Source organism: Micromonospora lacuserhaii, from assembly GCF_036902735.1.
Lineage (GTDB): Bacteria > Actinomycetota > Actinomycetes > Mycobacteriales > Micromonosporaceae > Micromonospora.
In genome coordinates, this window is record NZ_JBAKHO010000033.1 from 36055 (window position 1) to 62151 (window position 26097).

A 26097-nucleotide genomic window follows, 5' to 3' on the forward strand; every position below is an offset into this window, starting at 1 on the left:
CCACCCTACGGACCGGTGGCGTACGGCTGCGGCTGCGGCGCCCGGTCAGGGTCGGGTGGACCGGTACGCCCGCGGCGACTGCCCGTAGGTGGCGCGGAACAGCCGGCTGAAGTGCGCCTTGTCGGCGAAGCCCCAGCGGGCGGCGATGACCTGCACCGGCTGGTCGGCCAGCAGCGGGTTGGCCAGGTCGCGGCGGCAGCGCTCCAGCCGTCGGGTGCGGATCAACGCGGCGACGCCGAGGTCGGCGTCGGCGAAGAGCCGGTGCAGGGCGCGCAGCGACAGGTGGTGGGCCGCGGCCACCGCCGCCGGGGTGAGCTCCCGGTCGGCGAGGTGCCGCTCGACGAACGCGGTGACCTCGGCGCGGGTGGCGTTCTGCCGTACCTCGACCGGCAGCCGCGGCTCCCCGTCGAGCTGCCGGGCCAGGGTGGCCGAGATCAGGTCCAGGGCGACCGCGGCGAGCGCCGGCGCGTCGGCGAGGTGGTACTGCTCGGGGTGGGCGGCGATGCGCCGCAGGTACTGGGCGGCCAGCGCGGCGATGCCGGCGTCGGTGGGAATCCGGGTGGCGAGCAGCCGGCGTACCCGGTCCGGGGGGATCGGCAGTTCCCGGTGCGGGATCTGCACGGTGATGGTGGCCGCCAGGCCGGCGCCCACCGCGTCGTGGACGGCCACGTGTGGGCGGGAGACGTCGAGCAGGGTGAACTCCGCCGGCTCCATCCCGGCCTGCCGTCGATCCTGGCTCAGTACGCTGCGCCCGGCGGTGGGCAGGGCCAACTGGTAGACCTCGGCGTCGTGCTGGCGGACCAGCCGCTCGGGCCGGATGGAGTACAGCGACGGATAGCGCAACGCGGTCATCCTGATCCGGCCCAGGTCGACGACGCGGGCCTCGGCGACGAAGTCGTCGAGGTGGGCGCTGCTGATGTGCGCCGGGGCGGTCTCCTGGGCCACGAGCTGGTGCCAGAAGTCGAACCGCTCGGCGGGCGGCAGCCCGCGGGTGTCCACCACCTCGGTGCGCAGCACCGCACTCCCCCCGTTCGCGCGTGCCGGCCATTGTGGCACCGGCCCGCCCGGATGCCCAGGGTCGGTCAGCCGGTGGCGAGCAGGGCGCGCACCGGGGCGGCCTTCGCCGCGGCCTCGGCGACCTCGGCGGCCGGGTCGCTGTCCCAGGTGATGCCGCCGCCGGCCCAGACGTGCAGCCGGTCGGCGTCCGCGGCGGCGGTGCGGATGGTCAGCCCGAGGTCGAGGCCCTCGGCGCCGACCCAGCCGAGCCCGCCCATGCTGGCGCCCCGGCCGACGGGTTCCAGGGCGGCGATCCGGTCCAGGGCGGCGAGCTTCGGCGCACCGGTGACCGACCCGCCGGGGCAGACCGCGCGCAGCAGGTCGGCCAGGCCCAGACCGTCGGCGACGGCCGCCGACACGGTCGACTCGGCCTGCCACAGGTCGCACCAGCGGCGTACGGCGAACAGCTCGTCGACCCGGACCGACCCGGTGCGGGCCACCCGGGCCAGGTCGTTGCGCTCCAGGTCGACGATCATGACGTGCTCTGCGCGTTCCTTGGCCGAGTCGAGCAGCTCCCGCCGGCCGGCGGCGGTGGCCGGGCGGGTGCCCTTGATCGGCCGGGTGACCACCCGGCCGCCGGTGACCTCGACCAGGGTCTCCGGGGAGGCGCAGCCGATGGCCCAGCCGTCGCCGTGCAGGGTGCCGCCGTAGCGGGCCCCGGGCAGCGCCGCGAGCCGGGCCAGCGCCGGGCGGGGGTCGCCGTGGTAGCGGGCGGCGGCGTGCCCGACCACGTTGACCTGGTAGACGTCGCCGCGGCCGATGGCGGCACGGACGGCCTCGACGGCGTCGGCGTGCTGCCCGGCGGTCCAGCTCTCCCGCCATGGGCCCAGCCACCACGTCCCGGTGTCGGCGGCGGGCGGCGCCGGGCGGGGCGCCGCGGCGCCGTGGCCGAAAACGACCACGGCGAGGTCGGGCAGCGCCGGTGCCGGGGTGGGGGCGCCGGGCCGGGCGCCGACCATGGTGGCCCCGGCGGCGGCGGAAACGTGCAGGGCGGCCCCGCAGACGCCGTACGGGTCGTGCCGGCCGGGCCGGGCGAGGTCGGCGACGCCGAGCCCGTGCGAGGTGAGGAACTCCTGGGCGAGCGCGGCCGGATCGCCACCGTCGGTGACCCGCCACTCGAACCGCTCCCGTTCGACGAGCACGCTGCGGCAGGACGCCGGCACCGCCGGTACGTCGATCAGCGGTTGTGGGAGCGTTTCCACGCCGTCTGGACCATTCTTCCTCATCCGTTCAGCGGATTTCCGGTGAACAAGACGGATGCCTGCTCGATTCGGCGCGCTTCCGCTTGGTACTGTGCGTCACTGGTCATGTGAACCATGACACAGTGCCCCCACAGTCCGGAGAACCCGATGTGCCTGCACCAACCCACCTGCCCCTCCGCCGAGGCGACCGACCGGGAAGCCGCCCGCGTCATCGCCTGCTTCCGTGAACAGGGCTGGAGCCTGCTCTGTAACGGTGTCATCGTCTTCGAGGACACCGGGGAACTGCTCCCCGACGGCAGCACCATCGCCCCGCACCGCGGCCCCGCCCGGCACGCCCTCGTCGCCTGAACGATCACGTTCCGTAACAGGAGCTGGTCACCCCGCACCAGGCTAGTCCCCCAACCGGGGCAAGCCCTCCCCAGGTGGACCCACCGGGGCGGCACGACGGCCGCCCCGGCCCCGCGACGGGTCAGTCCTCGAACGCCTCCGGCGCCGGGCACGAGCAGACCAGGTTCCGGTCGCCGTACGCGCCGTCGATGCGCCGCACCGGCGGCCAGTACTTCGCCATCCGGTCCACCGACCCCGGGTACGCCCCCACCGACCGCGGATACGGGTGCGGCCACGAGTCGCCGCTGACCATCGCCGCGGTGTGCGGCGCGTTGGCCAGGGGGTTGTCCCCTGCCGGCCACTCTCCGGCGCCCACCGTGTCGATCTCCGCCCGAATGGCGATCATGGCGTCGCAGAAGCGGTCCAGCTCGGCCAGGTCCTCGCTCTCGGTCGGCTCCACCATCAGCGTCCCCGCCACCGGGAACGACATCGTCGGGGCGTGGAAGCCGTAGTCGATCAGCCGCTTCGCCACGTCGTCGACGCTCACCCCGGTGGCCTTGCTCAGCGGCCGCAGGTCCAGGATGCACTCGTGCGCCACCAGGCCCTTGTTGCCGGCGTACAGCACCGGGAAGTGCCCGCGCAGCCGCGCCGCCACGTAGTTCGCCGCCAGCACCGCCACCCCGGTGGCCCGGGACAGCCCCTCGGCGCCCATCATCCGCAGGTACGCCCACGGAATCGGCAGGATCCCCGCCGAGCCGTACTTCGCCGCGGAGATGGCCGGCTGCGCGTCGACGTGCGAGCCGAGCGGGTCGCCCGGCAGGAACGGCGCCAGGTGCGCGCGTACCGCCACCGGACCGACGCCCGGGCCGCCGCCGCCGTGCGGGATGCAGAACGTCTTGTGCAGGTTCAGGTGCGACACGTCCGCGCCGAACTTCCCCGGCTTGGCGAAGCCGACGAGGGCGTTGAGGTTCGCCCCGTCGACGTACACCTGCCCGCCGGCGTCGTGGACCTTCGCGCAGAGCTGCGCGATGCCCGTCTCGTACACCCCGTGGGTCGACGGGTAGGTCACCATGATCGCCGCGAGGGCGTCGCGGTGCTTGTCGATCTTCGCGTCGAGGTCGACCAGGTCGACGTTGCCGTCGGCGTCGCAGCCGACCACGACCACCCGCATGCCGGCCATCACCGCGGACGCCGCGTTGGTGCCGTGCGCCGACGACGGGATCAGGCACACGTCCCGGTGCCCCGCGCCCCGGGAGGCGTGGTAGGACCGGATGGCCAGCAGCCCCGCCAGCTCACCCTGCGAACCGGCGTTGGGCTGCACGCTGACCGCGTCGTAGCCGGTCACCTCCGCCAGCCACCCCTCCAGCTGGGCGATCATCTCCCGGTACCCGGCGGTCTGCGCGTCCGGCGCGAACGGGTGGATGTGCGCGAACTCCGGCCAGCTCACCGGCTCCATCTCGGTGGTGGCGTTGAGCTTCATCGTGCACGACCCGAGCGGGATCATGCCCCGGTCCAGCGCGTAGTCGAAGTCCGACAGCCGGCGCAGGTAGCGCAGCATCGCCGTCTCCGAGTGGTGGGTGCGGAACACCGGGTGGGTGAGGAAGTCCGAGGTGCGACGAAGCTCCCGCGGCAGCGCCGCGTCCACCTCGCCGGCCACCGGGTCCACCCCGAACGCCGCCCACACCGCGTTCAGGTGCGCCCCGGTGGTGGTCTCGTCGCAGGAGATCCCCACCCGGTCGGCGTCGACCAGGCGCAGGTTCACCCGCCGCTCGGCGGCGGCCGCGACCACCTCGGCGGCCCGGCCGGGCACCCTCACCGTCACCGTGTCGAAGAACGCCACGTCGGCGACCTCGACGCCGCCGGCGCGCAGCCCGGCCGCGAGCCGCGCCGCGTGGTCGTGGGTACGCCGGGCGATCTCCCGCAGCCCGTCCGGGCCGTGGTAGACGGCGTACATGCCGGCCATCACCGCCAGCAGGACCTGCGCGGTGCAGATGTTGCTGGTCGCCTTCTCCCGGCGGATGTGCTGCTCGCGGGTCTGCAACGCCAGCCGGTAGGCGGGGTTGCCGTCGGCGTCGCGGGACACCCCCACGAGGCGGCCGGGCAGCATCCGCTCCAGGCCGGCGCGCACCGCCAGGTAGCCGGCGTGCGGCCCACCGAAGCCCATCGGTACGCCGAAGCGCTGGGTGGTGCCGGCGGCGATGTCCGCGCCGATCTCACCGGGGGCGCGCAGCAGGGTCAACGCCAGCAGGTCCGCGGCGACGGTGACCAGCGCCCCGGCGGCGTGCGCGGCCCGCACCAGCGGCGCGTGGTCGCGTACCGCCCCGGACGCGCCCGGGTACTGCAGGTGCAGGCCGAAGAACTCGCCCGGCAGCTCGTCGGCGTCCAGGTCGAGCACCCGCACCTCGATGCCGAGCGGCTCGGCCCGGCTGGCGATCACGGCGATGGTCTGCGGCAGGGCGTCGGCGTCGACGACGTACGCCGGGCTCTTGCTCTTCGACGCGCGGCGGGCCAGCGTCATCGCCTCGGCCGCGGCGGTGCCCTCGTCGAGCATCGAGGCGTTCGCGGTGGCCAGGCCGGTCAGGTCGGTGACCATGGTCTGGAAGTTCAGCAGCGCCTCCAACCGGCCCTGGCTGATTTCCGGCTGGTACGGCGTGTACGCCGTGTACCAGGCCGGGTCCTCCAGCACGTTGCGCCGGATCACCGCCGGGGTGTGCGTGCCGTGGTAGCCCAACCCGATCATCGACACGGCGACGGTGTTGCGGGCGGCCAACGCGCGCAGCTCGGCGATCGCCTCCTGCTCGCTGGCCGGGGCGGGCAGGTCCAGGGTGCCGTGCCAGCGGATCACCTCGGGGATCGCCGCGTCCATCAGCTCGTCGATCGAGCCGTAGCCGACGGCCTCCAGCATCCGGCGCTCGTCGGCCGGGTCGGGGCCGATGTGACGGTCGGCGAACTGCTCTGCGGTCATGAGCGGCGCTCCTACAGGGGCGAGGTCGACAAGTCGGCCTCCCCCTGAGTCACGCGCAAGCGCTCCACAGTGCCTGCCCACGTGGTCCTTTTGCCTGAGAGGTTCCGGGGAGGAAGCTGCCCCTTCGGCGCCGCCCGGATGCTGCTGGGCGGTCTCTCCCGCGTGGGTGGTACCGGCACCGTCAACGCTACCAGCGTCACCGTTTCCGGCAGATGTCGTACCCCGTCACAGGGCGACGGGGGCCGCTCCCGCCGGCACCGCGCCCTCACCCGCCGCCGGCGCGGCACCGGCGCGGACCCGGTCGGCCAGGGCCGGCAGCAGCCGCCCCAACGGCGCGTCGAGGGTCAACGCGGCGTACGGGTCGCCACGGGTCGGCCCCTGGTTGGCGATGACGACCGGGATGTCCAGTTTCGCGGCGCGCAGCACGAACCGGCGGCCCGACATCACCGTCAACGACGAACCGAGCACCAGCAGCAGCCGCGCCCCGCCGACCATCGCGAAGCAGCGCGACACCCGCGGCGCGGGCACCGTCTCGCCGAAGAACACCACGTCCGGCTTCAGCATGCCGACGCCGCAGAACGTGCAGTCGACGACGCGGAACCCGGCCACCTGATCGTCGTCGAGCTCCACGTCACCGTCGGGGTTCACCGCCCCGGCCGCAGCGTCGAAGCCCGGGTTGGCCTCGCGCAGCCGCCGGTCCAGCTCCTCCCGGGAGGTGCGGTTGCCGCAGTCCAGGCAGACCACCTCGTCGAGGCGGCCGTGCAGCTCCACCACCCCCGGGCTGCCCGCCGCGGTGTGCAGCCCGTCGACGTTCTGGGTGATCACCCCGTCGACCAGGCCGGCGGACTGCAACCGGGCCACCGCCCGGTGCCCGTCGTTGGGCGCCGCCCGGGCGATCATCCGCCACCCCAGGTGGCTGCGCGCCCAGTAGCGCCGCCGGGCGAGCGGGTCGCGGGTGAACGTCTGGTAGGTCATCGGGCTGTGCCGGCGGGCCGCGCCGCTGGGCCCCCGGTAGTCGGGAATGCCCGACTCCGTGGACAGCCCCGCCCCGCTCAGCACCACGACACCACCGCCGGCCACCAGGCCGGCCAGCGCGTCGATCGTCTCCGTCACCCGTCCATGCTGCCTCAGCGACCCCACCGGCGGCGACCGCTGCGCCGTGACGGTCGTCGCGCCGGCCCACCGCGACCGGGCACCCCACCGGGGCCCGGCGGGCTAGGTTGGCAGGTATGCGCGTCGTCATCGCCGGAGGACACGGCAAGATCGCCCAACTGCTGGAGCGGGAACTCGCCGGCCGCGGCGACGCCGCCGTCGGCCTGATCCGCAACCCCGCGCACGCCGCCGCGCTGCACGCCCTCGGCGCCCACCCGGTGCTGACCGATCTGGAACACGCCGGCGTCGACGAGATCGCCGGGCACCTCACCGGCGCCGACGCGGTCGTCTTCGCCGCCGGCGCCGGCCCGGGCAGCGGCGCCGCCCGCAAGGACACCGTCGACCGGGCCGCCGCGGTGCTGCTCGCCGACGCCGCCCAGGCCGCCGGGGTACGCCGCTACCTGCTGATCTCTTCCATGGGCGTGGACGACGCGCCAGCCCCGGGCACCGACGAGGTGTGGGCGGCGTACCTGCGCGCCAAGAAGGCCGCCGAGGACGACATCCGCGCCCGGGACCTGGACTGGACGGTGCTGCGACCCGGCCGGCTCACCGACGACCCGCCCACGGGCCGGATCACGCTCGCCCAGCGGGCCACCCGCGGCGCGGTCACCCGCACCGACGTCGCCCGGGTCGTCGTCGCGCTGCTCTACCACCCGGCCAGCCGGGGCCAGGTCCTGGAACTCGTCGGCGGCGAAACCCCGATCGCCGACGCGGTCGGCGCCGTCGCCGGCTAGCCGCCCAGGACCGCCCGCAGCTGCGCGCTGGCCCCACCCGCCGCGGCCGCGTCCGCCCGCAGCTGGTCCGACTGCGCCGTCAGGTACGCCTGCCAGCGGCTCAACTGCTGCTGCGCCGCCGCCACCGCCGCCAGCGCTGCGGCGTGCCGCTCCTCCAACTGCTGCAGGTTGCGCTGCAGATCGTGCGACGCGCCGGCCACCTGGCCGGGAGCGCCCAGGTCACCGGCGCGCCGATGCGCCTCGGCGAGGATCTCGTCGGCCTGCCGGCGGGCGTCGGCGATGATCTCCGCACCCTCCGCGCTGGCCTCACCGATGGTCCGGTTCGCCTCGTCCTGGGCCCGCATCGCCAACTCCACGGCCATCGGATCGGGCCCCTGCGGCGCGCTGCTGGGCAGCGTGCCGTGCCGCAGCATCTCCACCTGGCTGAGCAGCCCCTGGTTCTCCCGCTTTTGCCGCTCCAACTCGTTGAGCAGCAACGAGATCCGGTCGTCGGCCGAGCGGATCACATCGGCCACCTCTTCGGCGGACAACCAGTGACTGCCCCGGAACCGTCGGGCCTCCAACATGGAGAGCTGCCGCCCCACCTCCCCCTGGTCGCCCAGCGGAGACATGGAGATGCGGTCGGTGTGGTCGATGCTCATCGGGCACCTGTCCAGCTGAAGTCGCGCGGGGCAGCGGCGCCGGCCTCGGCGAGGGGCGGGTAGAGGGAGTGATCGTAGCTCTCCGTCAGGATCTGCTCGGGCTGCACACCCGAGCGACCCAGAACCGTGATGGTCTCCCGGATCATCTCCGGGCTGCCGCACACCAGTACCTCGGTGTCCCCCCACGGGCCCAGCCGCACCGCCGTGTCAGCGGCCTTGCCGATCGCGCCCTGCCAACCCCAACCCGTCTCCACCGTGGGCACGTACCGCAGCCAGCCCGCGCCGCCGTTCTGCCAGGCCGCCGCGGGTGGCATCGACGCGAGCTGCGCCAACGCGGTGTCGTCGTACAGGTCGTCCGGGGTACGACCGCCCACCACCAGGGTGGTGCGCCGCCCCGAACCCTGCTGCAACGCCTCGATGACCGCCCGCAGCGGCGCCAGACCGGTACCCCCGGCGATCAGCAGCAGCGGCAGGTGCGGCGACCGGTCGTACGACGACAGCGCCGTACCCGTCGGATGGCCCAGCAGCAGCCGGTCACCGGCGCGCAGCTTGCGCACCAGATGAGTGGAGAACCGGCCGGTGGCCCGCACGTGGAACTCGATCGTCCCGTCCGCCCGCGGCGCGTTCGCCGGCGACAGGTACCGCCACGTCCGCAGCTGCGGCACCTGCACCGGCAACGACTGCCCCGGCAGGTAGTTGCACAGGTAGTTCGGGCGCACCGTGAACACGGCCACGTCCGAGCGCCGCCGCTCCGCGCCCAGCACCTCCGCCTCCCAGTACGGCGGCGAGCTGCGCTCCGCCTCCGCCGCACCGGCCAGCATCAGCTTCGCCACCGCCTCGTAGGCCGCCGCCCACTCGGCCCTCAACGCCGGCGTCCAGTGCGGCCCGAGGAACCGCTCCAAAGTGGTCAGCAGCGCCTGCCCCACCCAGATGTAGTGCCGCTCCCCCAGCATCACCGGATTGCCGCGCTGGTCCTCGCCGTGGAACCGGCGGTGGTCGGCGCCCAGCCGCTGGGTGAACGACGTCAACGCGCTCGCATCGTCCAGATTGGTGATGATGTGCCCGAGCGCCGCCAGGAGCTTGTCCTCCTGGTACTGCATGTTCGTCGGGAACATCGACCGCGCCTCCGGCGCCACCATGAACAGCGTGGCGTAGAAGTACTTGGCCGCCTCCGGGCCGGCGGCGGAGAACTGGCTCCAACTCTGGCGCAGCGCCGCGTTGTCCATCGTCAGTCCTCCTGCGCGCGGGCGATGTCGTGACGCTCCCGCAGAGTCAGCTCCACCACGCCGCTGGGGTCGTAGGCGCGGATAGTCTGCCAGAGATTCGGGTTGGGCACGTTGGTGTCGTAGTAGCGGTGGTGCACCGCGTGCAACGCCGCCCAACCCACGCTGCCGTTGAGCCACGACCAGTCCCCGTGCACCGCCCGCCCCGCCCGCTCCTCCTGCTCGCAGAACTTCATGAACAGCTCCGACTCGGTGTGCGGATCCGACACCCGCACCCCGGCCACCTTGAACGAGTGCAGCACCGCCTGGTTGATCACCAGCACCGCGTGCTCCCGCCACAGCGTGTCCTCCTGGTCGGTGTCCAGGCCCAACGCCGCCGCCACCACCCGCAACTGGTCGTAGCGCTCCCGGTCGCCCATGTTGCGGGTGCCGATCTCGTCGCCCAGGTAGTGACCGTTGAACGGGGCACAGCTGTAGTCCACCCCACCGACGCGCATCCGCATGTTGCTGATCACCGGCAGCGCGTGCCAGCGCAGCATCAGATCCGCGAACCAGGGATAGCTCGGGTGGCTCAACGCCACCTCCCGCACCAGCTCCCGCGGCACGTCCACCACCGTCGGATCCTCGTGCGCCGTCTCGATGACCCACGGCAGCAGGTCGAACCGCCCCGGCACCGGCGGCGGCCGCCAACCCAACCGCGTCGCCGCCTCCGTCATCCCCACCTGCGCCGGGTCACCCAGCACCGCGCCGTCGTCCAGCCGGTGCCCGCAGTAGCGCACCAACTGGTCGTTCCAGATCCGCGCCCGCGGACCCACCCCCGGACGGTCCGGCGCGAACACCGTCATCACCGACTGGATCCGCCCGCCGTTGTCCCCGGCCGCCAGGTGCGCCGCCAGCTCCCGCACGATCCCCGCCACCGTCGCCACGTGCCGGCGGTCGCGCACCTTCAACCCCGCCCACCGGATTCGCCCCACGCACCGCGCCGACTGCCGCCACGCCACCTTCGCGCCGTGGACCAGCTCGTCGCGGGTGTGCCGGTACGACCCGGTCAGCGCGATCTCCTCGCGGACCTCCGCCAACCGTGCCGCCAGCCCGGGCAGCCTCCGCTCGTCGTGGTACAGCGCGAGGAACTCCTCGGCCTCGTCGGCGATGTCGTCCACCGGCCCGACGACGGGCACCGCGCCGTGCGGCTCCCGCCGGCCCGGGGCGCCCGTGACCGGACAACCGGCGACATCGGAATGCTCGGCGACGGCGCTGCCGGCCCGTACGGAGGGAAGGCCAACATGGTGATCAATGTGCACTTCGCTCGTTTCCCCGTCCTCCGGCAGACTCCGGTGCGACCCCCGCACCGTCCTCCGCGCATCAGCTCGACACCACCACCGGACATCACTGAGAGTGACGAACCGGCTTCGTGGTGATCGCCTTGCACAGGATTCCTGGGAAGAACACAACTGTCAACAAGATGACTCCACGCGGGAGTGTTCACAATGGACCGTGCCTGCGGGCGTCCCGCGCCCGGGCCCGAACACCCCACCACCCGCCAGCATCAAGACCGACAACCCGGGCGAGTCCGCACACACGAAAGCGCCGCGAACCACCCGGCCCGCGGCGCCCTGAACAACGACAACGTCAACCCGCGCGACGCCGCGCCCGCCGCGCCGCCAACTCGTCACCCACCACGTCCGACTCCGACTCCGGCGCCGGACCGGCCGCCGTTGCCGGCTCCGCCGGCAGATGCGACAACGAACCCTGGATCTCCTTGAACGCCCCACCGATCGCGATGCCGAACACGCCCTGGCCCCCCTGCAACAGGTCGACAACCTCCTCCGGCGACCGGCACTCGTACACCGTCGTACCGTCCGAGATCAGCGTGATCCCCGCCAGATCCTCCACCCCACGCGACCGCAACGCCTCGATCGCCTTCCGGATGTTCTGCAGGGACACCCCGGCATCCAGCAACCGCTTCACGACCTTCAGCACCACCAGGTCCCGGAACGAGTACAACCGCTGCGTCCCCGACCCCGACGCGTCCCGCACACTCGGCACCACCAGCGCCGTGCGCGCCCAGTAGTCCAACTGGCGGTAGCTGATCCCCACCGCATGGCAGGCCGTCACACCCCGATAACCGACCGAACCGTCACCGTCAGTCGCCACCGGCGGCGGCACCGCACCCGGCTCGCCCCGCTCCACACCTGGCTCAGGATCCCGCGGCTCGTGCATCCCGACAACCTCCCCGTCAGTGCGGTGACACGTCGTTTCCGGAACGTGCACCCCTCGACACGGCAACCCTATCGCCGTGCTCAGGAGTTACCGCGGAGAAAGGGGCGCGACACGCCGCGCCACGACACGACGAACCACCACACCCATCGGAAGGTCACTCACCGTGACCGCTCCGGCCACCGAGAAGGATCGGCACTCAGCCGGCGAAATCCTCCGGACGCACCTGGTCCAGGAACTCGCGGAACTTCTCCACCTCGTCCTCCTGCTCGTCGGGAATCACGATCCCCGCCTCGCTGAGGACCTGCTCCGCACAACGAATCGGCGCACCGACCCGCAACGCCAACGCGATGGAATCACTGGGCCGGGCCGACACCCGCACCCCGTCGCCCAGCAGCAGATCCGCGTAGAAGACGTTCTCCTTCAACTCGGTGATCTCCACCGCCCGCAACGGCGCCTTCAACGCCGCCAGCACATCCCGCAACAGATCATGCGTCAACGGCCGGGCCGGCTTGACCCCCTGCTGCTCGTAAGCGATGGCCGTGGCCTCGACCGCGCCGATCCAGATCGGCAGATAGCGGTCCCCCTCGACCTCCCTGAGCAGGACGATCGGCTGGTTGCTGGGCAGCTCCACCCGAACTCCGACCACGCTCAGCTCGCGCACCGCCGCCTCCGTGTCGTCGTCACCTACGCACCGCGCCCTTCCCTGCACGGTACACGGACCGCGACACGGTCGTCCCATGCGCACCAGCACCACGCCCCGCGCCAGAAAGGGGTTACCCCGGCAAGCCTACGGCACGCTCCCCGGGGCAGATCTTTCCGCACAACACCACACCGGCCGGCTCACCGACCCAACGTCGACCGCAACCCCACCCGCACCAACGCCGCGTGCAACTGCTGCGACAACGCCACCAACTCCCGCGCCGTCTCCGCCGCCCGCGCCCGCGCCGCCGGATCACTCTGCCGCGCCAACGGCGCCACCAACTGCGCGAACAGACCGATCTCACGATCCGCCGCCGACCGGTACGCCCGCAGATGCCGCGGCTCCAAGCCGTACGCCGCCAACCCCGCCACCGCCCGCGCGATGATCAACGCGTCCGCGTCGTACCAACCCGGCGGATCCGGCACCAGCACACCCAGCCGCTCCAACTCGCCCAACGTCGACTCGTCGATGCCACTGCGCGCCACCAGATCGGCCCGCCCGAGCCGCACCTGCGACGACTCGGGCTCGTCCACCGACCGGCCCGGCACCTCACCACCAGGACCCACCGCCACCAACGTCGGCCGCGGCCGCCCCGGCGCCCCACCGCCGGAGTCCCACTCCGCCAACTGGTCACGGATCACCCGCAACGGCAGATACTGATCCCGCTGCGCGGTCAACACGAACCGCAGCCGGGCAACGTCGTCCCAGCTGTACTTCCGGTAACCCGCCGCCGTCCGCTGCGGCTCCACCAGACCCTCGGCCTCGAGGAAGCGCAACTTCGAGATGGTGACGTCCGGGAACTCCACCCGCAACTGACCCAGCACCTCGCCGATACTCATCAGCGGGTGCGACCGGGCCGCCCCGGATGGCATGGAGGCCGCAGGCTCGTTCACCCCCGGCCGGCCTCCTCCTCCGGGCGCGGACCGGCGATGAACACCACCCGGAACTTGCCGATCTGCACCTCGTCGCCATTGCTCAACGTGGCCGCCTCGACCCGCTCCCGGTTCACGTACGTGCCGTTCAGGCTGCCCACATCCCGCACCGTGAACGTGCCACCGTCGCGGTGGAACTCCGCGTGCCGCCGCGACACCGTCACGTCGTCGAGGAAAATGTCACTGTCCGGATGCCGGCCACTCGTCGTCACATCGTGATCCAGCAGGAACCGGGCACCCGCGTTCGGGCCCCGACGAACCACCAGCAGCGCCATCCCGGGCGGGAGAGAGCCGGACATGCGGCTCGGCACCACATCGGTGTCCGGGCCCTCCAGCACTTCGTCCAACGAACCGAGATTGAGCGTCGAAGTGACGTCGAGCGGGGGGAACTCGTCGCCTGGGCGCGTCATGGGACCACCTCACGGATCTGTTCGGTCAGCGTCGGGGTAATGGCGGGTCTGGCCGCCGGGCAGGTCACACACCCGGCGGCTGGCTCCCCGTGCCAGGGAAGGCAATTACACAACGCTCAACTGTTGTTTTCTCGGTCGACTGGGCGAGCCTAGCCAGCGCCGAAATGCAGGGCAACCGGGACGCGCGCAGAACATCACCACGCCCGCCCGGGGCATGTCAGCTCCCGGTGAGCTCGCGGTACGCGTCAGCGGTCAACAGACCGTCCAGCGCCGCCGGGTCGTCCGGCGTGATCTCCAGCAACCAACCGGCGCGGTACGGATCCGAGTTGATCACCTCAGGGGTGTCACCCAGCGCGTCGTTGCGCGCCGCCACCGTACCGCTCACCGGCGCGTAGATCTCCGACACGCTCTTGGTCGACTCGATCTCACCCAACGGCTCGCCGGCCGCCACCACCGCACCGACCTCCGGCAGCTGGACGAACACGATGTCACCCAGCGCGTCCTGCGCGAAATGGGTGATGCCAACCCGGACGGCGCCGGCCTCGGCACCCACCACCCACTCGTGCTCGGCGGTGTAACGCAGATCCTCAGGAATCACCAGACGCGTCCTTCATCCATCGGTGCGCCGGGCGGTACCCGGCGCGGCCGCGCCGGTCAGGAGACCGGACGGGCGTGTTCCAGCTTCATCGGCGCGTGCAGCACCGAAACCTCGGCAACCTCACGCTCCTCGACGATCACGTTACCGCCGTCGCCCGACACCACTGCGGCCACCCCGCCGGGAATGTTCAACGCGGTACGCATCGTCTCCGGATCACCGATCACCGTGATCGTGAACGGACCCGTCAACGTCCGCCCGTCGACCTGCAACGCCCCGTTCCTGCCATCCAGGAAGTACGTCGACGCGATGATCCGCACCGTCACCCGGTCGGCACCGGAAACCTGCATCGCCTCCGCGCCCGCGCCCCGCAACTCCTGCACCGCGTCCAGGATCCGGTCCGCCCGGATCCCCTTCGGGCCCGGCTCGAACCGCACCGTCAACCCCGGACCGCGCGCCGGCAGCGTCCCCGCCAGGATGCCCAGCTCGTCCGCCCGACGCGTCGCCTCCTCCAGCGCCGCCTGCCGGCCCTGCTCACCCGAGCGCAGCTGCCGCTGGCTCTCCTCCAGCCCGGCGATGTCCTGCTGCAGCCGCTTCTCCCGCGAGTCCAGATCCGAGAAGATCCGAACCAGGTCCTCCTGCCGGGTCGCCGCCAACGTCGGATCCGTCGACGTCGTCTTCAACTGCACCACCAGGGTGAACCCCAGCAACGCCAGCAGTACCGCGATCATCACCCCGGCCGAGCTGACCCGCCGCCACACCGGCGCAGGCGCAGCCACCGGCTCCGGGGTCGACCCCACCGCCTCCGGTCGCTCCTCCACCGGCCGCTGCGCCAGGTTCACCGTCGCGTCGCCGTCATCGCCGGTCGCCGGCTGCCCCGCCGCCACCTGGGCCAGGTTCACCGTCTCCCCGCCGTCGTCGGCCGACTCCTCCGGCTCCGGCTCCGCCGGCGGCACCAACGGACTCAACTCGTCCGGGTCCGGCGCGTCCGGCCGAGGATCCGGCTCAGCCGCCGGCCCCGACGGTCGGCCCGGCCCCGCCGGCTCCGGCCACCCCGTACCGGTCTCCCGATGCTCATCGCTCATTGCCACAAACCTACGCCCGGAACAGGTGACGACGGATCGCCGCCACATTGCCGAAGATCCGCACCCCGAGCACGACCACCACACCGGTGGAGAGCTGACCGCCCACCCCCAACTGGTCACCCAGGTACACGATCAGACCCGCCACCAGCACGTTCGAGATGAACGACACCACGAACTGCTTGTCGTCGAAGATCCGGTCCAGCTTCGCCCGCACCCCGCCGAAGACCGCGTCCAGCGCGGCCACCACGGCGATCGGCAGGTACGGCTGCAACGCCGAGGGCACGGTCGGATCGAAGTAGATCCCGAGAACCACACCGACGAGCAGCGCCAGCACCGCGATCATCGGACACCTCCGGAGGGGCGGGGAGAGGCTCCCGAGCCGGACGGCCCGGGACTTGTCGAGGTATCGGCGGCCGACCCCGACGGCGACGGGCTCGGACTGACCGAAGGCTCCGCGTAGCGTAGCCGCGGCTCCGGAGCGGCCGGCAGCGTGACGTCCTCCGCATCCCGCACCCGGAACGACAACCCGGTCGTCTCCGCCACCCGACGCATCAGGTACGCCGCCCGGCTCTCCTCGAAGTCGTCACGCATCGTGTCCGGGCCGATCGCCGTCACCTTGTACGGGCTGGTCACCGGCCGGAAATCCACCAGGATCGCGGCACCCGCCGAGCGGATCGTCGACGTCGCCGTCAACCGCTGCCCGTTGATCGCGATCGCCTCGGCCCCCGTCGCCCAGAGATCGTTGGCGACCTTCTGCAGATCCGAGTAGTACACCCGCGGCGGCCCCACGTCGGAGTCACCGGTCACCGCGTCGTCGTCCTTCGGCGCCGCGTCGGCCAGCTCCACCACCACGCCGTCCCCGCGCACCCGACCCAGACCGGTCCCCGCCTCCAGGTTGCGCAGCCGCGCCGCCCGCGAGCCGCTCAGCGCCGCGTCCCGCTGCCGGCCGACCTCCTCGCGCAGCCGGTCGGCCCGGACGCTCAGCTCGTCGGTCTCGCTCTCGCGCTGCTTGATCTGCGCGATCAGCCCGGCCCGCGCCTGGCTGCGGCTCGGCTCGTCGGCCATCGTCTCCTGGTACGCCACCGCGAACAGGAACCCGACCACGGCGAGGACCACCGCCGCCACCGCCCGGGCGGAGCTTCCCCGCCACCCTGCCGGCGCCGGCGCGTCCCGCCGTCGGGCCGCCGCGTCGGCGTAGCCCGGGTCCAGCGGGTTACGGAACAGCTCGGTGAGGAAGTCCGGGGCGTACACCCGCCCGGCGCGCTTCTCCTCGCCCTGACCGGTGGTCATGCCGCCACTCCCCCGGAGCGCCGGCGGACCGCCCGGACCAGCCGGGAGGCCTGCACCACGTACATGACGCCGGCGACCCAGTAGAGCACCAGACCCCACCACGCCAGCCCCCAGCCGATCGCCCCCGCCGCGGTCGCCGCGGCCGGCGTGGCCGCGGCGAGCAGCAGGAGCGGGAACGCCGCGAGCAGCAGGAACGTGGCGGTCTTGCCGACGTAGTGCACCGGCGGCGGGCCGTACCCGTGACGTCGCAGCACCGCGAGCGACCCGACCAGCAGCAGCTCCCGGGCCAGCAGCGCGGCCGTGAACTGCCACGGCACCACCTCGCGGGCGGTGAAGGCGAGCAGCGTGGCCAGGATGTAGAGCCGGTCGGCGAACGGGTCGAGCAGCTCGCCCAGGCGGCTGACCTGACCCAACCGGCGGGCGATCCAGCCGTCCACCCAGTCGGTGGTGCCGCCGATGGCCAGCACCACGACCGCCGCGACGTCGGCCTCCACCACCAGGAAGAGCCAGAGGAACAGGGGTACGCCGAGCAGCCGGAAGAAGCTGATCACGTTCGGCAGGGTCCACACCCGGTCGCGAGCGGCGTCGGCGGATCCCTGCGGGTGCTCTGCCGGCCGACGCGACACCGATCCTCCCTCCGCAGCACGATCCGGGCGCCTGTCAGGCACCACGGCGGTACGTGCGTGCTACCGGGCCGGCGAACGCCGGCACCATCGGCGATCCCGGGCCGGGACCTCCCCCTGATGCGGCCCGTGGGCTGGCGACCCCGGGCCGGTTGAGTTGCGCAGCCACTATATCGGGCTCACGTCCGTGCCCCCGAGCCCCGCGTCGGCGTCGGCGGCCCTTCGCTTCTGTGCGCTGCGCCACTACCCGTGGCGCATCCTAGGACACTAGTTGAGCGCGAAAAGCGGCCAACGGGTCCTCTTCCGGGCGCCTCTCAGGCGGTGCGGGCGGGAGCGCCGGTCCGTGGCGTCGACGCTCCCGCCTCCGCGGCCTGCGCGAACGCCAGCAACGCGAGCAGCAGCTCGTGCTGGGTGCGCGACGGCATCCGGTCCAGCACCGCCTGGACAGCGCGGTGCCGCCGGTCCCTCAGCTCCCCCAGCAGGCTCTCCGCCGCAGCCGTGAGGACCAGGCGGACCTCCCGCCGGTCGCGTGGATCGGCCACCCGCCGGAGCAGGCCGGTCGCCTCCAGGCGGTCACAGAGGCGGCTGGCGGAGGACGGGACCACGTCCAGCAGCTCGGCCAGCCGGTTGACGTTCGTCTCCGGCCGGTCCCGGATCAGGGCGAGCACCCGCAGTTGGGTCGGCGGGACCGTCACATGATGTCGGGGGCTGGCGGAATCGAGCACGCCGATGAGGGCCTCGGCCGCAGCGTCAATCGCCGCGGCAAGATCCGGAGGTCGCTCCACCAGCTGTCCTCTGCGATTGTCCCGCTCTTGTGCCGCTTCCGACCCGGTGACCATCCGCACTACCCGTCCCGACCGCTGACCCCGTGCCAGTCCAGGCACACGACGACGGCGTCGTCGCGCAGATCGGTGTCGGCATGATAGGCGAACAGCTCGCGCATCACCGTACCAACCGCCTCGGCCGCCGGCTGCAGCCGCGTGGATCGCATCGACCGGGCCATCGCCCGCACGCCGTAGGCCTCCTGACCCCCCGGCTCTGCGGCGTAGACGCCGTCGCTGACCACGAAGAGGCGGTCCCCGGGCTCCAGGTCGAACTCCTGGACGGTGTACCGGGTCTCGGCGAACATGCCGAGCGGGAGCTGCTGCTCCAGCGGCATCTCGGTGACCGTGCCACCGCGCAGCCTCAGGACGTGCGGGGAGCCGGCGTCGACCGCGCGGACCCGGCCGGTGACGGTGTCCACCGCGAGCAGCAGCGTGGCCACGTGCCGCTCCCCACGGTGCTGGTAGAAGATGGTGTCCGAGGCCAGCTCCGCCTGCTCCACCAGCCCACCGCCGGAGCGGCGGGCGTTGCGCATCGCGTTCACGGTCAGCGCGGTGAGCATCGACGCCGCCAGGCCGTTGCCGGTGCCGTTGAGCACGGTCAGGGTCAGCCGGTCGCCGTCCACCGACCAGTCGAAGTGGTCCCCGCCCACCGTGTACGCCGGCTCCAGCTGCCCGGCGAGCAGGAACGCGTTGTGGGTGACGCTGCGGCCGGGCAGCAGGTCCCACTGCATCTCGGCGGCCATGCTCAGGCGCTCCCGGCGCCGGGCGCGGCGGTACCGGTCGGTCTCCCGGTCCGCGGCGCGCAGCGCGGTGGCCAGCACCCCCGCGATCTCCTCCACCCCGCCCACGGTGGCGTCGTCCGGGTGCCGGGGCAGCTCGACCAGGAACACTCCCATCCGCTCACCCCAGCTCGTCAGGGGCACCCAGATCCGGCAGACGCCGTCCTCCCGGCTGTCCAGCACCGGCTGCTGGCTGCTGAAGCAGCGCTGGACGACGCCGGGGCAGGAGAGGAAGCCCGCGTCGGGCAGCTCCGGGTGGAGCACCGGCCAGAGGCCGCTGATCCGGTAGTCGGCGAGGAAGACGTCCACCCGGGACGCGGCGAGGGTCGACCGCACGGCCCGGTCGACGGCCTCGACGAGCTGGTCCGGCGGGGCGTCGTGCAAGGCACGGGCCACCGCTGCGGGCGCCTCCGGCATGCTGGTCCTTCCGAGGGGATTCTTGCTGTAGGGCAAGAATCATACGGAGGCCCCCGCCGGGCGGCGCACCGGTGGTCAGTCGGCCGGCCTGGTGGCCAGTCCACCGTAAAAGGCGTCCGGCACCGCGGCGGGCTCGCCGTGCGGGCGCCATCGGGACACCGGCAGCACGCTGTCTTCCGTCGGCCGCCACCGGCCCAGCAGTGCCGGGAACGACGTCGGCGCGCGCATCCGGAACTGCGGCCCCATCATGGCCAGTGCTTGTGGGTGCCCCGTCAGCTCCTCGCCGTCGAAGTCGAAGGCCAGGAAGCTGCCCGGCGCGACCGCGTCGTACAGCTCGTCGAGGGTACGGGCCAGGGCCTCGTCGTCGAGGAACGCGGCCAGCCCGAGGAAGACCACCCCGACCGGGCGCCTCCCCCACCCCGGTACGAACCGGTGTAGCTGGGCCGGATCGACGGTGCCCAGGTCGGTGGCGTCGCCATAGCCGTAGCCGGCGCGATCCTCGCCAGCCAGGATCTGCTGGCCCAGCGCGACGGTGACCGGGTCGACATCGGTGTAGAGCACCGTGGCGTCGGTGGCAACCTCGTGCACGTTGCCCCAGGTGGGCAGCCCCGCGCCGAGGACCAGGAACCCGTCGACACCGGCGTCGGCGATCGCGCCGACGGCACGGCCGAGGAACGCCCGCAGCTCCCGGAAGATCGCCACACACGGCCCGTACGTCTCCTCGAAGGCCCGCGCCGCGGCCACGTCCACCGGGAAGTGGTGGGTGCCACCCAGCCAGAAGTCGATCATGCGAGCGGTGCTCGGCGCCGTCGGCTCGGCCATCGACGGACCTCCCTGTCGTGGTTGGCCGACAGCGTAGCGACGGCACCGGGCTGGCGGTATCGGCCCGACGACAGTGCCCGGCCCGCGATACTGGCGGCGGGCAGGAGGTGCGATGAGGTGAACTCGGCGAACGGCGCGGCCGTGGTGGTGGGTGTGGACGGCTCCGAGCCGGCGCTGCGGGCCGTCCGGCTCGCCGCGGCCGAGGCGACCGTACGCCACCGCCCGTTGCGGGTGGTGCACGGGTTCATCTGGCCGCTGCTGCGCGTCCCCGTCGAGCCGGTCGCCGGCGCCCCGCCCGGCGGCGGACTGCGCCACCAGGCGGAGCAACTGGTCGACGAGGCGGTGGCCGAGGCCCAGCGTCACGCCCCCGGGCTGCGGGTGAGCGGCGAGATCATCGACGGCGAGGCGTCCGCCGTGCTGCTCGGTGAATCCCCCACCGCCGCGCTGATCGTCCTCGGCGACCGGGGGCTGGGCGGCTTCACCGCCCTGGTGGTCGGCTCGGTCGCCATCCAGGTCGCCACGTACGCCGAATGCCCGGTGCTGGTGGCCCGCGGCGAGGAACACGCCGGTGGCCCCGTGGTGGTCGGCGTGGACGGCTCGCCGGCCTCCGACGCGGCGGTGGAGTTCGCCGCGGAACAGGCCAGCCTGCACGGCGCCACGCTCACGGCGCTGCACGCCTACACGCACCCCGTCTCCACCGGCCCCGGCGACATGCAGCCGCTGGTGCACGACGAGTCGCAGCTCCGCACCGACGAGCAGCGGCTCCTCGTGGAATCCCTCGCCGGAATGGCCGAGCGGTACCCGGACGTACGGATCGACCGCGAGGCGGTCCGGGAACGGCCGGTCGCCGCGCTCACCGCCGCGTCCCGGCGGGCCCGGCTGGTGGTGGTCGGCGGTCGCGGGCACGGGGAGCTGGCCGGCCTGCTGCTCGGCTCGGTCAGCAACGCGGTGGTGCACCGCAGCGCCTGCCCGGTCGCGGTGGTCCGCGCCCCCGACTGAGCGGGCGGTTGGCCGGCGCGCAGACGGGTAGACGGCGCGGGAACGCACACGCGGTGACACGACCGAGGAGGCGGCGATGCCAGGACCACGGCCGGGAAGCAACGCGTACGACAAGGAACGGGCCCGACTGCGCGATCTGGTCGAGCAGTCGGGGCGGGCGGCCGACCAGGAGGCCAACCAGGTCGCCAACCGGATCCTCCAGGAGGATCGCGGACAGCGGGGCATAGTCCGGGGCGAACGGACATACGGCCCCAAGGGTGAGCGCGAACCCGGCGACCCGAAGTGAGGGCGCCGGCCGTGGTCGACGGGGCGATCGCCGGTGCGGTCGGCAGCGTCGCGCTGAACGTGGTCAGCTACCTGGACATGGTGATCCGGGCCCGGCCGGCGAGCAGCACCCCGGAGGAGAGCGCGCGACGGCTGGCCGGGGTGGCCCACGTGGACCTGGGGCCCGAGGACCGGGCGGCCAACCGCCGCTCGGGCCTCGGCCCCCTGCTCGGCTACGCCCTGGGGGTGGCCGCCGGTGCCGGGTTCGGCGTGCTGGCGGCCCGGCGTCGGCTCGCCCTGCCGGCGGCCAGTGTGCTGCTGGGCGGCGGGGTGATGGCGATGTCCGACGGTTCGTTCACGGTGCTCGGGGTCTCCGACCCGCGGACGTGGCGGCGGGCCGACTGGCTGGCCGACATCGTCCCGCACCTGGCGTACGGCATGACGGCCGCAGCCACCTGGAACCGGCTGCGGCCGTCCTGCGGACGGGGGCGTTAGCCCCGGTCGGTGCTCTCGTCGTCGGCGGTGTTGCCGCCCGGCCCGTACGGGGAGGCCTGTCCCTTCGGGACGGGCCTGCCCTGGTCGCCGGTCGAGTGGCTGCTGTTGGCCGGATGAGCGCTCGGCCGGGGCACCTTGCTGTCCTGACTCGTGGCGCCCTTGTCGTTGCGACGGAACTCCTCCTGCTGCGGCTGAACCACGACTGTCTCCTCCCGGTCGTCCGGGCCCGGCGTGCGCCGTCCCGATCCCGGGTTACCCGCGCCGGTGCCGCGCATTCGACCACCGCCGACCAGGCTGATCCGCGCTGCGGCGGGTACACGTCGACGATGGGGGACGAACGACGGGTGGCCCGGGTCCTGCTGGACCGGCAGGGCCGCACCTACGCCGAGGAGGCGGGCATCCGACTGACGGACCGGCCGGGTCCGCTGTACCAGTTGCTGGTGCTCACCACCCTGCTGAGCACCCGGATCCGGGCGGGGGTGGCGCTGGCCGCCGCGCGGGAACTCTTCGCCGCCGGCTGGCGCACCCCGCAGGCGATGGAGGCCGCGGGCTGGCAGGAGCGGGTCGACGCGCTCGGCCGGGGCCACTACCGCCGCTACGACGAGCGGACCGCGACGATGCTCGGCACCGGGGCCCGGCTCTGCCTGGACCGCTGGCACGGCGACCTGCGGCGGCTGCACCGGGAGGCCGGCGGGGAGTCGACCGCGCTGCGCCGGCGGCTGACCGAGTTCCCCGGCATCGGCCCGACCGGGGCGGACATCTTCCTGCGCGAGGCACAGACGGTCTGGCCCGACGTGCGCCCGTACGCCGACAAGCGGGCCCTGGCCGGGGCGAAGCGGCTCGGCCTGCCGGCGAACCCGCGCGGTCTGGCCGGGCTGGTCGGCGAGGCGGACTTCGGGCGGTTGGCCTCGGCGCTGGTCCGGGTGGCCCTCGGCGAGGAGTCCGCCGGTGAGGTCAACCGGACCGCCTCCGCGGCGGCCCGCTGACGCTCACTTGACCGGTGTGTCCCTCGGCCTGGTCAGATACCACACGCCAAGCGCGGCGAGCACCGCCAGCAGCACCACCCCGCCGGAGATCCCGCCGCCCTCCTCGGTGGAGCTGTGCCCGGTCACACCGAAGTAGATCACCGCGAGTCCGGCGAGCACCGCCAGGAACGTTCGCATCCCCCGATCCTTCACGTCCCGCACGCTACGGTGCCGGGACGCCGCGGAACGGACGATCTCATCGGAATCCCCCGACCGGGGTACGGCTCACCCGCCGACGGCCGGGCCGCGCAGCCGAACCCGGCGTACCGCCCGGTCGGCCACCGCCACCACCTCGACGGTCAGCCCGGGCAACCGCACGCTGTCCCCCGGCCCGGTGGGCAGCCGGCCCAGCCCGGCCAGCACCAGCCCGGCCACCGTGGTGAAGTCCCGGGTCAGCGGGAAGGTGACCCGTACGCCCACGTCGGGCAGGTCGTGCAGCGGGAAGTCCCCGGGCAGCAGCAGCGCCCCGTCGGCCTCCCGGACCACCCCGCTCACGTCCCGGTCGGTCTCGTCGTACAGCTCGCCGACCACCTCCTCGAGCAGGTCCTCCATGGTGATCAGGCCGTCGATGCCGCCGTACTCGTCGACGACCAGGGCGAGCTGCTCGTGGCACTGGCGCAGCTGCCGGATGGCGTCGGCCACCGGGAGGGTGCCGGGCAGCAGCAGCGCCTCCCGGGCCCGCTCGCCGACGGTGGTTCCCTCGCCGTCCACCAGGTCCCGGATGTGCACCACGCCCCGCACGTCGTCCAGCCCGCCGGGGCCGGTCACCGGCGCGCGGGAGCGGCCGGCTGCGGCCAGCCGGCGCATCGCCTCCGGGGCGGCGATGGTGGCCGGCAACATCATCACGTCGCGGCGGGCGACCAGGATCTCCCGCAACGTCCGGCCGGCGATGTCGAAGGCGCCGGAGAGGATCTCCCGCTGCTGCGCCGACAGCCCGCGCTGGCTGACCAGCAGCTCGCGCAGCTCCTCCTCGGTCACCTCCTCGCCCTTGGCCCGCGGGTCCCCGCCCGCCACCCGCACCAGCAGGTCCGTGCTGCGGCTCAGCAGCCACACCGCCGGGCGGGACAGCCGGGCGGCCACGTCCAGCGGGGCGGCGCTGAGCAGCGCCCAGCGCTCCGCCCACTGCATGGCCAGCCGTTTCGGGGCGAGTTCCCCGACGACCAGGGTGACGAAGGTGAGCACCACGGTGACCAGGACGACGGCGACCGGTCGGGCCGCCCCGCCGAGGAACCCCAGCGGCGCGATCAGCGGCTCGGCCAGCGACACGGCGGCCGCCGCCGAGGCGAGGAAGCCGGCCAGGGTGATGCCGAGCTGGATGGTCGCCAGGTACCGGTTGGGTTCCCGGGACAACCGGACCAGCCGGGCCCCGGCCCGGCCGCGCCGCCCCAGCCGGCGCAGCTGCCCCTCGCGCAGCGTGACCATGGCCATCTCACTGCCGGAGAGCACGGCGTTGACCAGCACCAGGACGCCCACCAGGACGAGCTGAGCCGCCACCTGACCCCCTCTCCCCTGCCGACCACTCAACCGCAGCACCGGCCGCCGCGGGCGCGCTCAGTCGTTTTCCAGGTCGTCCAGGGAGATGGCGTGGGTCATCAGCCAGCGGGCCAGCGCCGCCATGCCGAACAGCCACAGCGGCGCGGACTCGGTGGTGCCGTTCGTGGCGAAGATGGCGAAGCGCAGATCCGGCGCCCGGTACGCCTCGATCCGCCAGCGGTGGTTCTTGTCCCGCCAGACCGCCGAAGGGTCCATGGCGTCACGGTAGGCGACGGGGTGCCGCCGCCGTGCTCATCCGGGTACGACGCTCCCGCCGAGCAGGTACCGGGCGCCGACGACGGCCGCCCCGATCACGAAGCCGAACGCGATCCCCCAGGCGACCCCGAGCCAGCCGGTGTGCCGGTTCGCCCGGTCGACCGGCGGCCGCCACTTCTCCTGGTACAGCCAGGCCAGCATGCCCACCCCGTACGGCAGCAGGCCGAGCCAGAACCAGTACCAGCGGGTGCCCCGGCGCGGCGGCGGGCCGGCGACGAGCATCGTCAGCCAGAGCAGCCCGGTCAGCACGCCGAGCAGGCCGGCGGAGTCGGCCACCCGGTGCGCGAGCACCCGATCGGCACGCCACGGAAGCGCGGTGGCGGCGAGCCGCTCGGCGTACCGGTCCGCGGGCACGGCGTCGGCGTCGACGATCGCCTCGACGTAGCGGGTCTGGCCCGTCGGCACCGTCCAGACGAGCATCTGGCCGTACTCCGCCGGCGCGGGCTCGGGATGCCGGCCCCGGAACTCCCAGGTCCCGTCGCCCCACCCGTCGGCCCGCTGCCAGGTCACCACCCGGTCGGCGGCGAGATCCCGGTCGAGCTGCCCCTGGTCCACCTGACGCGGGGTGGACCACCAGGCCAGCGCCGCCCAGAGCACCCAGCCGCCGAGGATCACCCAGCGCAGCACCCGGCCCAGCCGGTCCTCACCGACGGGCGCGGTCCGGACCTCCGGAAGATCGTTCATCGGCTCACCATGCCACCCGCCGGCAAGGAGGTGGGGGCGGCGTCACGCCGGCCGGCCGACCACCTCGCGGGCGTCGTCGGGCAGCCGGCGGGTGGCGCCCCGCCGGTCCAGCAGCTCCAGCAGGGGCACCGCCACCCGGCGGGTGGTGTCCAGGGCCTGCCGGGCGGCGCTGAGCGTGAACGGCTGCGGCAGCCCGGCCAGCACCCGGACCGCGTCGTCGACGGCGCCGGGCAGCAGCACGACGTTCTCCGCCAGCCGCAGCAGCGCGCCGGCGCGGACGGCCGCGCCGATCTCCCGGGGACCGAGGCCGAGGGTGACCAGCCGGTCGGCCTCGGGGGCGCGGAACGGGTGGTCGGCGTACTCGGCGCGGACCCGCTGCACGGCCCGGGCCACCGGCTCCGGCAGGGCGTCGGCGGCGGTGGCGGTGACCCGGCCGGCCCGTAGCGTCAGCGGCGGGCGGACCAGCGCCTCCACGAGGGCCCGGTCGGGCAGCTCGAGACGCTGCCGCAGGACCTCCACCGGCACGCCGGGCTCCAGCGGATGTGCGCGGGCGTACCGGGTGGTCTCCTCGACCAGCCGGGCGCCGAGCCGCCGCCAGTGCTCGGGGTCGGCGAGCCAGTCCCCGGCCACCGGGGCGACGGTGGCGGCGACCCCCATCCGGGTCAGCGTGCCGGCCCGCGCCAGCGCCCGGCGGCGCAGCTCCCCCGCCAGGTCGGGCCGCCCGTCCAGGTCGGCCAGGACGGCCGCCCGGGCCGCGGCGGCCCCGCGCCGGCGGAGGGGCGGCGGGTCGACGTCGAGCACGGTCACCCCGCCGGCGACGTCGT

The 26097-nt window shown here is 73.5% G+C and carries 31 protein-coding genes and 1 riboswitch; of the genes, 6 read left to right on the top strand and 25 right to left on the bottom strand.

What is annotated here, in order from left to right:
* Positions 1–45 precede the first annotated feature (45 nt).
* Positions 46–1017 carry an AraC-like ligand-binding domain-containing protein gene (locus tag V6U81_RS19805; protein ID WP_334491342.1) on the bottom strand — a complete coding sequence of 324 codons (972 nt, stop codon included), beginning with the start codon at positions 1015–1017 and terminating at the stop codon, positions 46–48.
* Positions 1018–1082: 65 nt separating this feature from the next.
* Entirely contained in the window at positions 1083–2282 is a 1200-nt protein-coding gene (locus tag V6U81_RS19810) for a chorismate-binding protein (protein WP_334491343.1), read from the bottom strand.
* A gap of 123 nt (positions 2283–2405) precedes the next feature.
* Between V6U81_RS19810 and V6U81_RS19815 the strand changes: the two genes are divergently transcribed.
* Positions 2406–2606: a DUF5999 family protein gene (locus V6U81_RS19815; protein WP_200214490.1), complete on the top strand. Its 201-nt coding sequence runs from the start codon at positions 2406–2408 to the stop codon at positions 2604–2606.
* Between the two features lie 121 nt (positions 2607–2727).
* Here V6U81_RS19815 and gcvP read toward each other — a convergent pair whose 3' ends face one another.
* Positions 2728–5550 carry an aminomethyl-transferring glycine dehydrogenase gene (gcvP, locus tag V6U81_RS19820; RefSeq protein ID WP_334491344.1) on the bottom strand — a complete coding sequence of 941 codons (2823 nt, stop codon included), beginning with the start codon at positions 5548–5550 and terminating at the stop codon, positions 2728–2730.
* A 72-nt stretch (positions 5551–5622) separates the two neighbouring features.
* A riboswitch (glycine riboswitch) is annotated at positions 5623–5721 on the bottom strand.
* A gap of 54 nt (positions 5722–5775) precedes the next feature.
* Complete coding sequence (locus V6U81_RS19825; RefSeq protein ID WP_334491345.1) at positions 5776–6663, bottom strand: NAD-dependent protein deacetylase; 888 nt, start codon at positions 6661–6663, stop codon at positions 5776–5778.
* A 116-nt stretch (positions 6664–6779) separates the two neighbouring features.
* On the opposite strand from V6U81_RS19825, the gene V6U81_RS19830 reads away from it, so the two are divergent.
* Entirely contained in the window at positions 6780–7436 is a 657-nt protein-coding gene (locus V6U81_RS19830; RefSeq protein ID WP_334491346.1) for an NAD(P)H-binding protein, read from the top strand.
* On the opposite strand, the gene V6U81_RS19835 is transcribed toward V6U81_RS19830, so the two are convergent.
* The 15 genes from V6U81_RS19835 to V6U81_RS19905 form a co-directional block, all read right to left on the bottom strand.
* On the bottom strand, positions 7433–8077 hold the full coding sequence (locus V6U81_RS19835; RefSeq protein WP_334491347.1) for a hypothetical protein: 645 nt from the start codon (positions 8075–8077) through the stop codon (positions 7433–7435). The genes V6U81_RS19830 and V6U81_RS19835 overlap by 4 nt on opposite strands.
* On the bottom strand, positions 8074–9303 hold the full coding sequence (locus tag V6U81_RS19840) for a globin domain-containing protein (RefSeq protein ID WP_334491348.1): 1230 nt from the start codon (positions 9301–9303) through the stop codon (positions 8074–8076). Before V6U81_RS19840 ends, V6U81_RS19835 begins: the two co-directional genes overlap by 4 nt.
* 2 nt (positions 9304–9305) lie before the next feature.
* The gene (locus V6U81_RS19845; protein WP_334491349.1) at positions 9306–10478 is read right to left on the bottom strand and encodes a nitric oxide synthase oxygenase; all 1173 of its coding nucleotides are present in this window, start codon (positions 10476–10478) and stop codon (positions 9306–9308) included.
* Positions 10479–10929: 451 nt separating this feature from the next.
* Complete coding sequence (locus tag V6U81_RS19850) at positions 10930–11520, bottom strand: MerR family transcriptional regulator (protein WP_334491350.1); 591 nt, start codon at positions 11518–11520, stop codon at positions 10930–10932.
* A gap of 196 nt (positions 11521–11716) precedes the next feature.
* Positions 11717–12181, bottom strand: coding sequence for a bifunctional nuclease family protein (locus tag V6U81_RS19855; RefSeq protein ID WP_088979125.1), 465 nt, complete (start codon positions 12179–12181; stop codon positions 11717–11719).
* Positions 12182–12360: 179 nt separating this feature from the next.
* A complete protein-coding gene (ftsR, locus tag V6U81_RS19860; RefSeq protein WP_334491351.1) occupies positions 12361–13059 on the bottom strand; it encodes a transcriptional regulator FtsR in 699 nt (232 codons plus the stop codon).
* 50 nt (positions 13060–13109) lie between these two features.
* On the bottom strand, positions 13110–13562 hold the full coding sequence (odhI, locus tag V6U81_RS19865; protein WP_088962138.1) for an oxoglutarate dehydrogenase inhibitor Odhl: 453 nt from the start codon (positions 13560–13562) through the stop codon (positions 13110–13112).
* A 217-nt stretch (positions 13563–13779) separates the two neighbouring features.
* Positions 13780–14160, bottom strand: a complete 381-nt coding sequence (gene gcvH / locus V6U81_RS19870; protein ID WP_334491352.1) for a glycine cleavage system protein GcvH — start codon at positions 14158–14160, stop codon at positions 13780–13782.
* Positions 14161–14216: 56 nt separating this feature from the next.
* Positions 14217–15242: a DUF881 domain-containing protein gene (locus V6U81_RS19875; RefSeq protein ID WP_334491353.1), complete on the bottom strand. Its 1026-nt coding sequence runs from the start codon at positions 15240–15242 to the stop codon at positions 14217–14219.
* A gap of 10 nt (positions 15243–15252) precedes the next feature.
* Positions 15253–15585: a small basic family protein gene (locus V6U81_RS19880; RefSeq protein ID WP_334491354.1), complete on the bottom strand. Its 333-nt coding sequence runs from the start codon at positions 15583–15585 to the stop codon at positions 15253–15255.
* Positions 15582–16532 carry a DUF881 domain-containing protein gene (locus V6U81_RS19885; RefSeq protein WP_334491355.1) on the bottom strand — a complete coding sequence of 317 codons (951 nt, stop codon included), beginning with the start codon at positions 16530–16532 and terminating at the stop codon, positions 15582–15584. The genes V6U81_RS19880 and V6U81_RS19885 overlap by 4 nt, the downstream gene beginning before the upstream one ends.
* Positions 16529–17158 (bottom strand): cardiolipin synthase ClsA, encoded by a 630-nt coding sequence (gene clsA / locus V6U81_RS19890; protein WP_334491356.1) that lies wholly within the window; start codon positions 17156–17158, stop codon positions 16529–16531. The genes V6U81_RS19885 and clsA overlap by 4 nt, the downstream gene beginning before the upstream one ends.
* 311 nt (positions 17159–17469) lie before the next feature.
* Positions 17470–17940, bottom strand: a complete 471-nt coding sequence (locus V6U81_RS19895) for a MarR family transcriptional regulator (protein WP_334491357.1) — start codon at positions 17938–17940, stop codon at positions 17470–17472.
* Positions 17941–17999: 59 nt separating this feature from the next.
* Positions 18000–19175 (bottom strand): PP2C family protein-serine/threonine phosphatase, encoded by a 1176-nt coding sequence (locus tag V6U81_RS19900; RefSeq protein ID WP_334491358.1) that lies wholly within the window; start codon positions 19173–19175, stop codon positions 18000–18002.
* A 75-nt stretch (positions 19176–19250) separates the two neighbouring features.
* Entirely contained in the window at positions 19251–19997 is a 747-nt protein-coding gene (locus tag V6U81_RS19905; protein WP_334491359.1) for an SAM-dependent methyltransferase, read from the bottom strand.
* 117 nt (positions 19998–20114) lie between these two features.
* Between V6U81_RS19905 and V6U81_RS19910 the strand changes: the two genes are divergently transcribed.
* From V6U81_RS19910 to V6U81_RS19920, 3 genes are all read left to right on the top strand, one after another.
* A complete protein-coding gene (locus V6U81_RS19910) occupies positions 20115–20996 on the top strand; it encodes a universal stress protein (protein ID WP_334491360.1) in 882 nt (293 codons plus the stop codon).
* A gap of 76 nt (positions 20997–21072) precedes the next feature.
* Positions 21073–21282, top strand: a complete 210-nt coding sequence (locus V6U81_RS19915) for a phosphatidylethanolamine-binding protein (protein WP_334491361.1) — start codon at positions 21073–21075, stop codon at positions 21280–21282.
* The gene (locus V6U81_RS19920; protein ID WP_334491362.1) at positions 21279–21755 is read left to right on the top strand and encodes a hypothetical protein; all 477 of its coding nucleotides are present in this window, start codon (positions 21279–21281) and stop codon (positions 21753–21755) included. Before V6U81_RS19915 ends, V6U81_RS19920 begins: the two co-directional genes overlap by 4 nt.
* Here the strand turns inward: V6U81_RS19920 and V6U81_RS19925 are convergent.
* Positions 21752–21955, bottom strand: coding sequence for a hypothetical protein (locus V6U81_RS19925; RefSeq protein ID WP_334491363.1), 204 nt, complete (start codon positions 21953–21955; stop codon positions 21752–21754). The genes V6U81_RS19920 and V6U81_RS19925 overlap by 4 nt on opposite strands.
* A gap of 126 nt (positions 21956–22081) precedes the next feature.
* Between V6U81_RS19925 and V6U81_RS19930 the strand changes: the two genes are divergently transcribed.
* Positions 22082–22741 carry a hypothetical protein gene (locus V6U81_RS19930; RefSeq protein ID WP_334491364.1) on the top strand — a complete coding sequence of 220 codons (660 nt, stop codon included), beginning with the start codon at positions 22082–22084 and terminating at the stop codon, positions 22739–22741.
* A gap of 3 nt (positions 22742–22744) precedes the next feature.
* On the opposite strand, the gene V6U81_RS19935 is transcribed toward V6U81_RS19930, so the two are convergent.
* From V6U81_RS19935 to V6U81_RS19955, 5 genes are all read right to left on the bottom strand, one after another.
* The gene (locus V6U81_RS19935) at positions 22745–22918 is read right to left on the bottom strand and encodes a hypothetical protein (RefSeq protein WP_334491365.1); all 174 of its coding nucleotides are present in this window, start codon (positions 22916–22918) and stop codon (positions 22745–22747) included.
* A gap of 87 nt (positions 22919–23005) precedes the next feature.
* Positions 23006–24274: a hemolysin family protein gene (locus V6U81_RS19940; RefSeq protein ID WP_334491366.1), complete on the bottom strand. Its 1269-nt coding sequence runs from the start codon at positions 24272–24274 to the stop codon at positions 23006–23008.
* Between the two features lie 57 nt (positions 24275–24331).
* Positions 24332–24529 carry a hypothetical protein gene (locus V6U81_RS19945; RefSeq protein ID WP_109944258.1) on the bottom strand — a complete coding sequence of 66 codons (198 nt, stop codon included), beginning with the start codon at positions 24527–24529 and terminating at the stop codon, positions 24332–24334.
* A 36-nt stretch (positions 24530–24565) separates the two neighbouring features.
* Positions 24566–25273: a hypothetical protein gene (locus V6U81_RS19950; RefSeq protein WP_334491367.1), complete on the bottom strand. Its 708-nt coding sequence runs from the start codon at positions 25271–25273 to the stop codon at positions 24566–24568.
* A gap of 42 nt (positions 25274–25315) precedes the next feature.
* The coding region (locus tag V6U81_RS19955; protein WP_334491368.1) for a SelB domain-containing protein at positions 25316–26097 on the bottom strand (782 nt) is incomplete at its 5' end.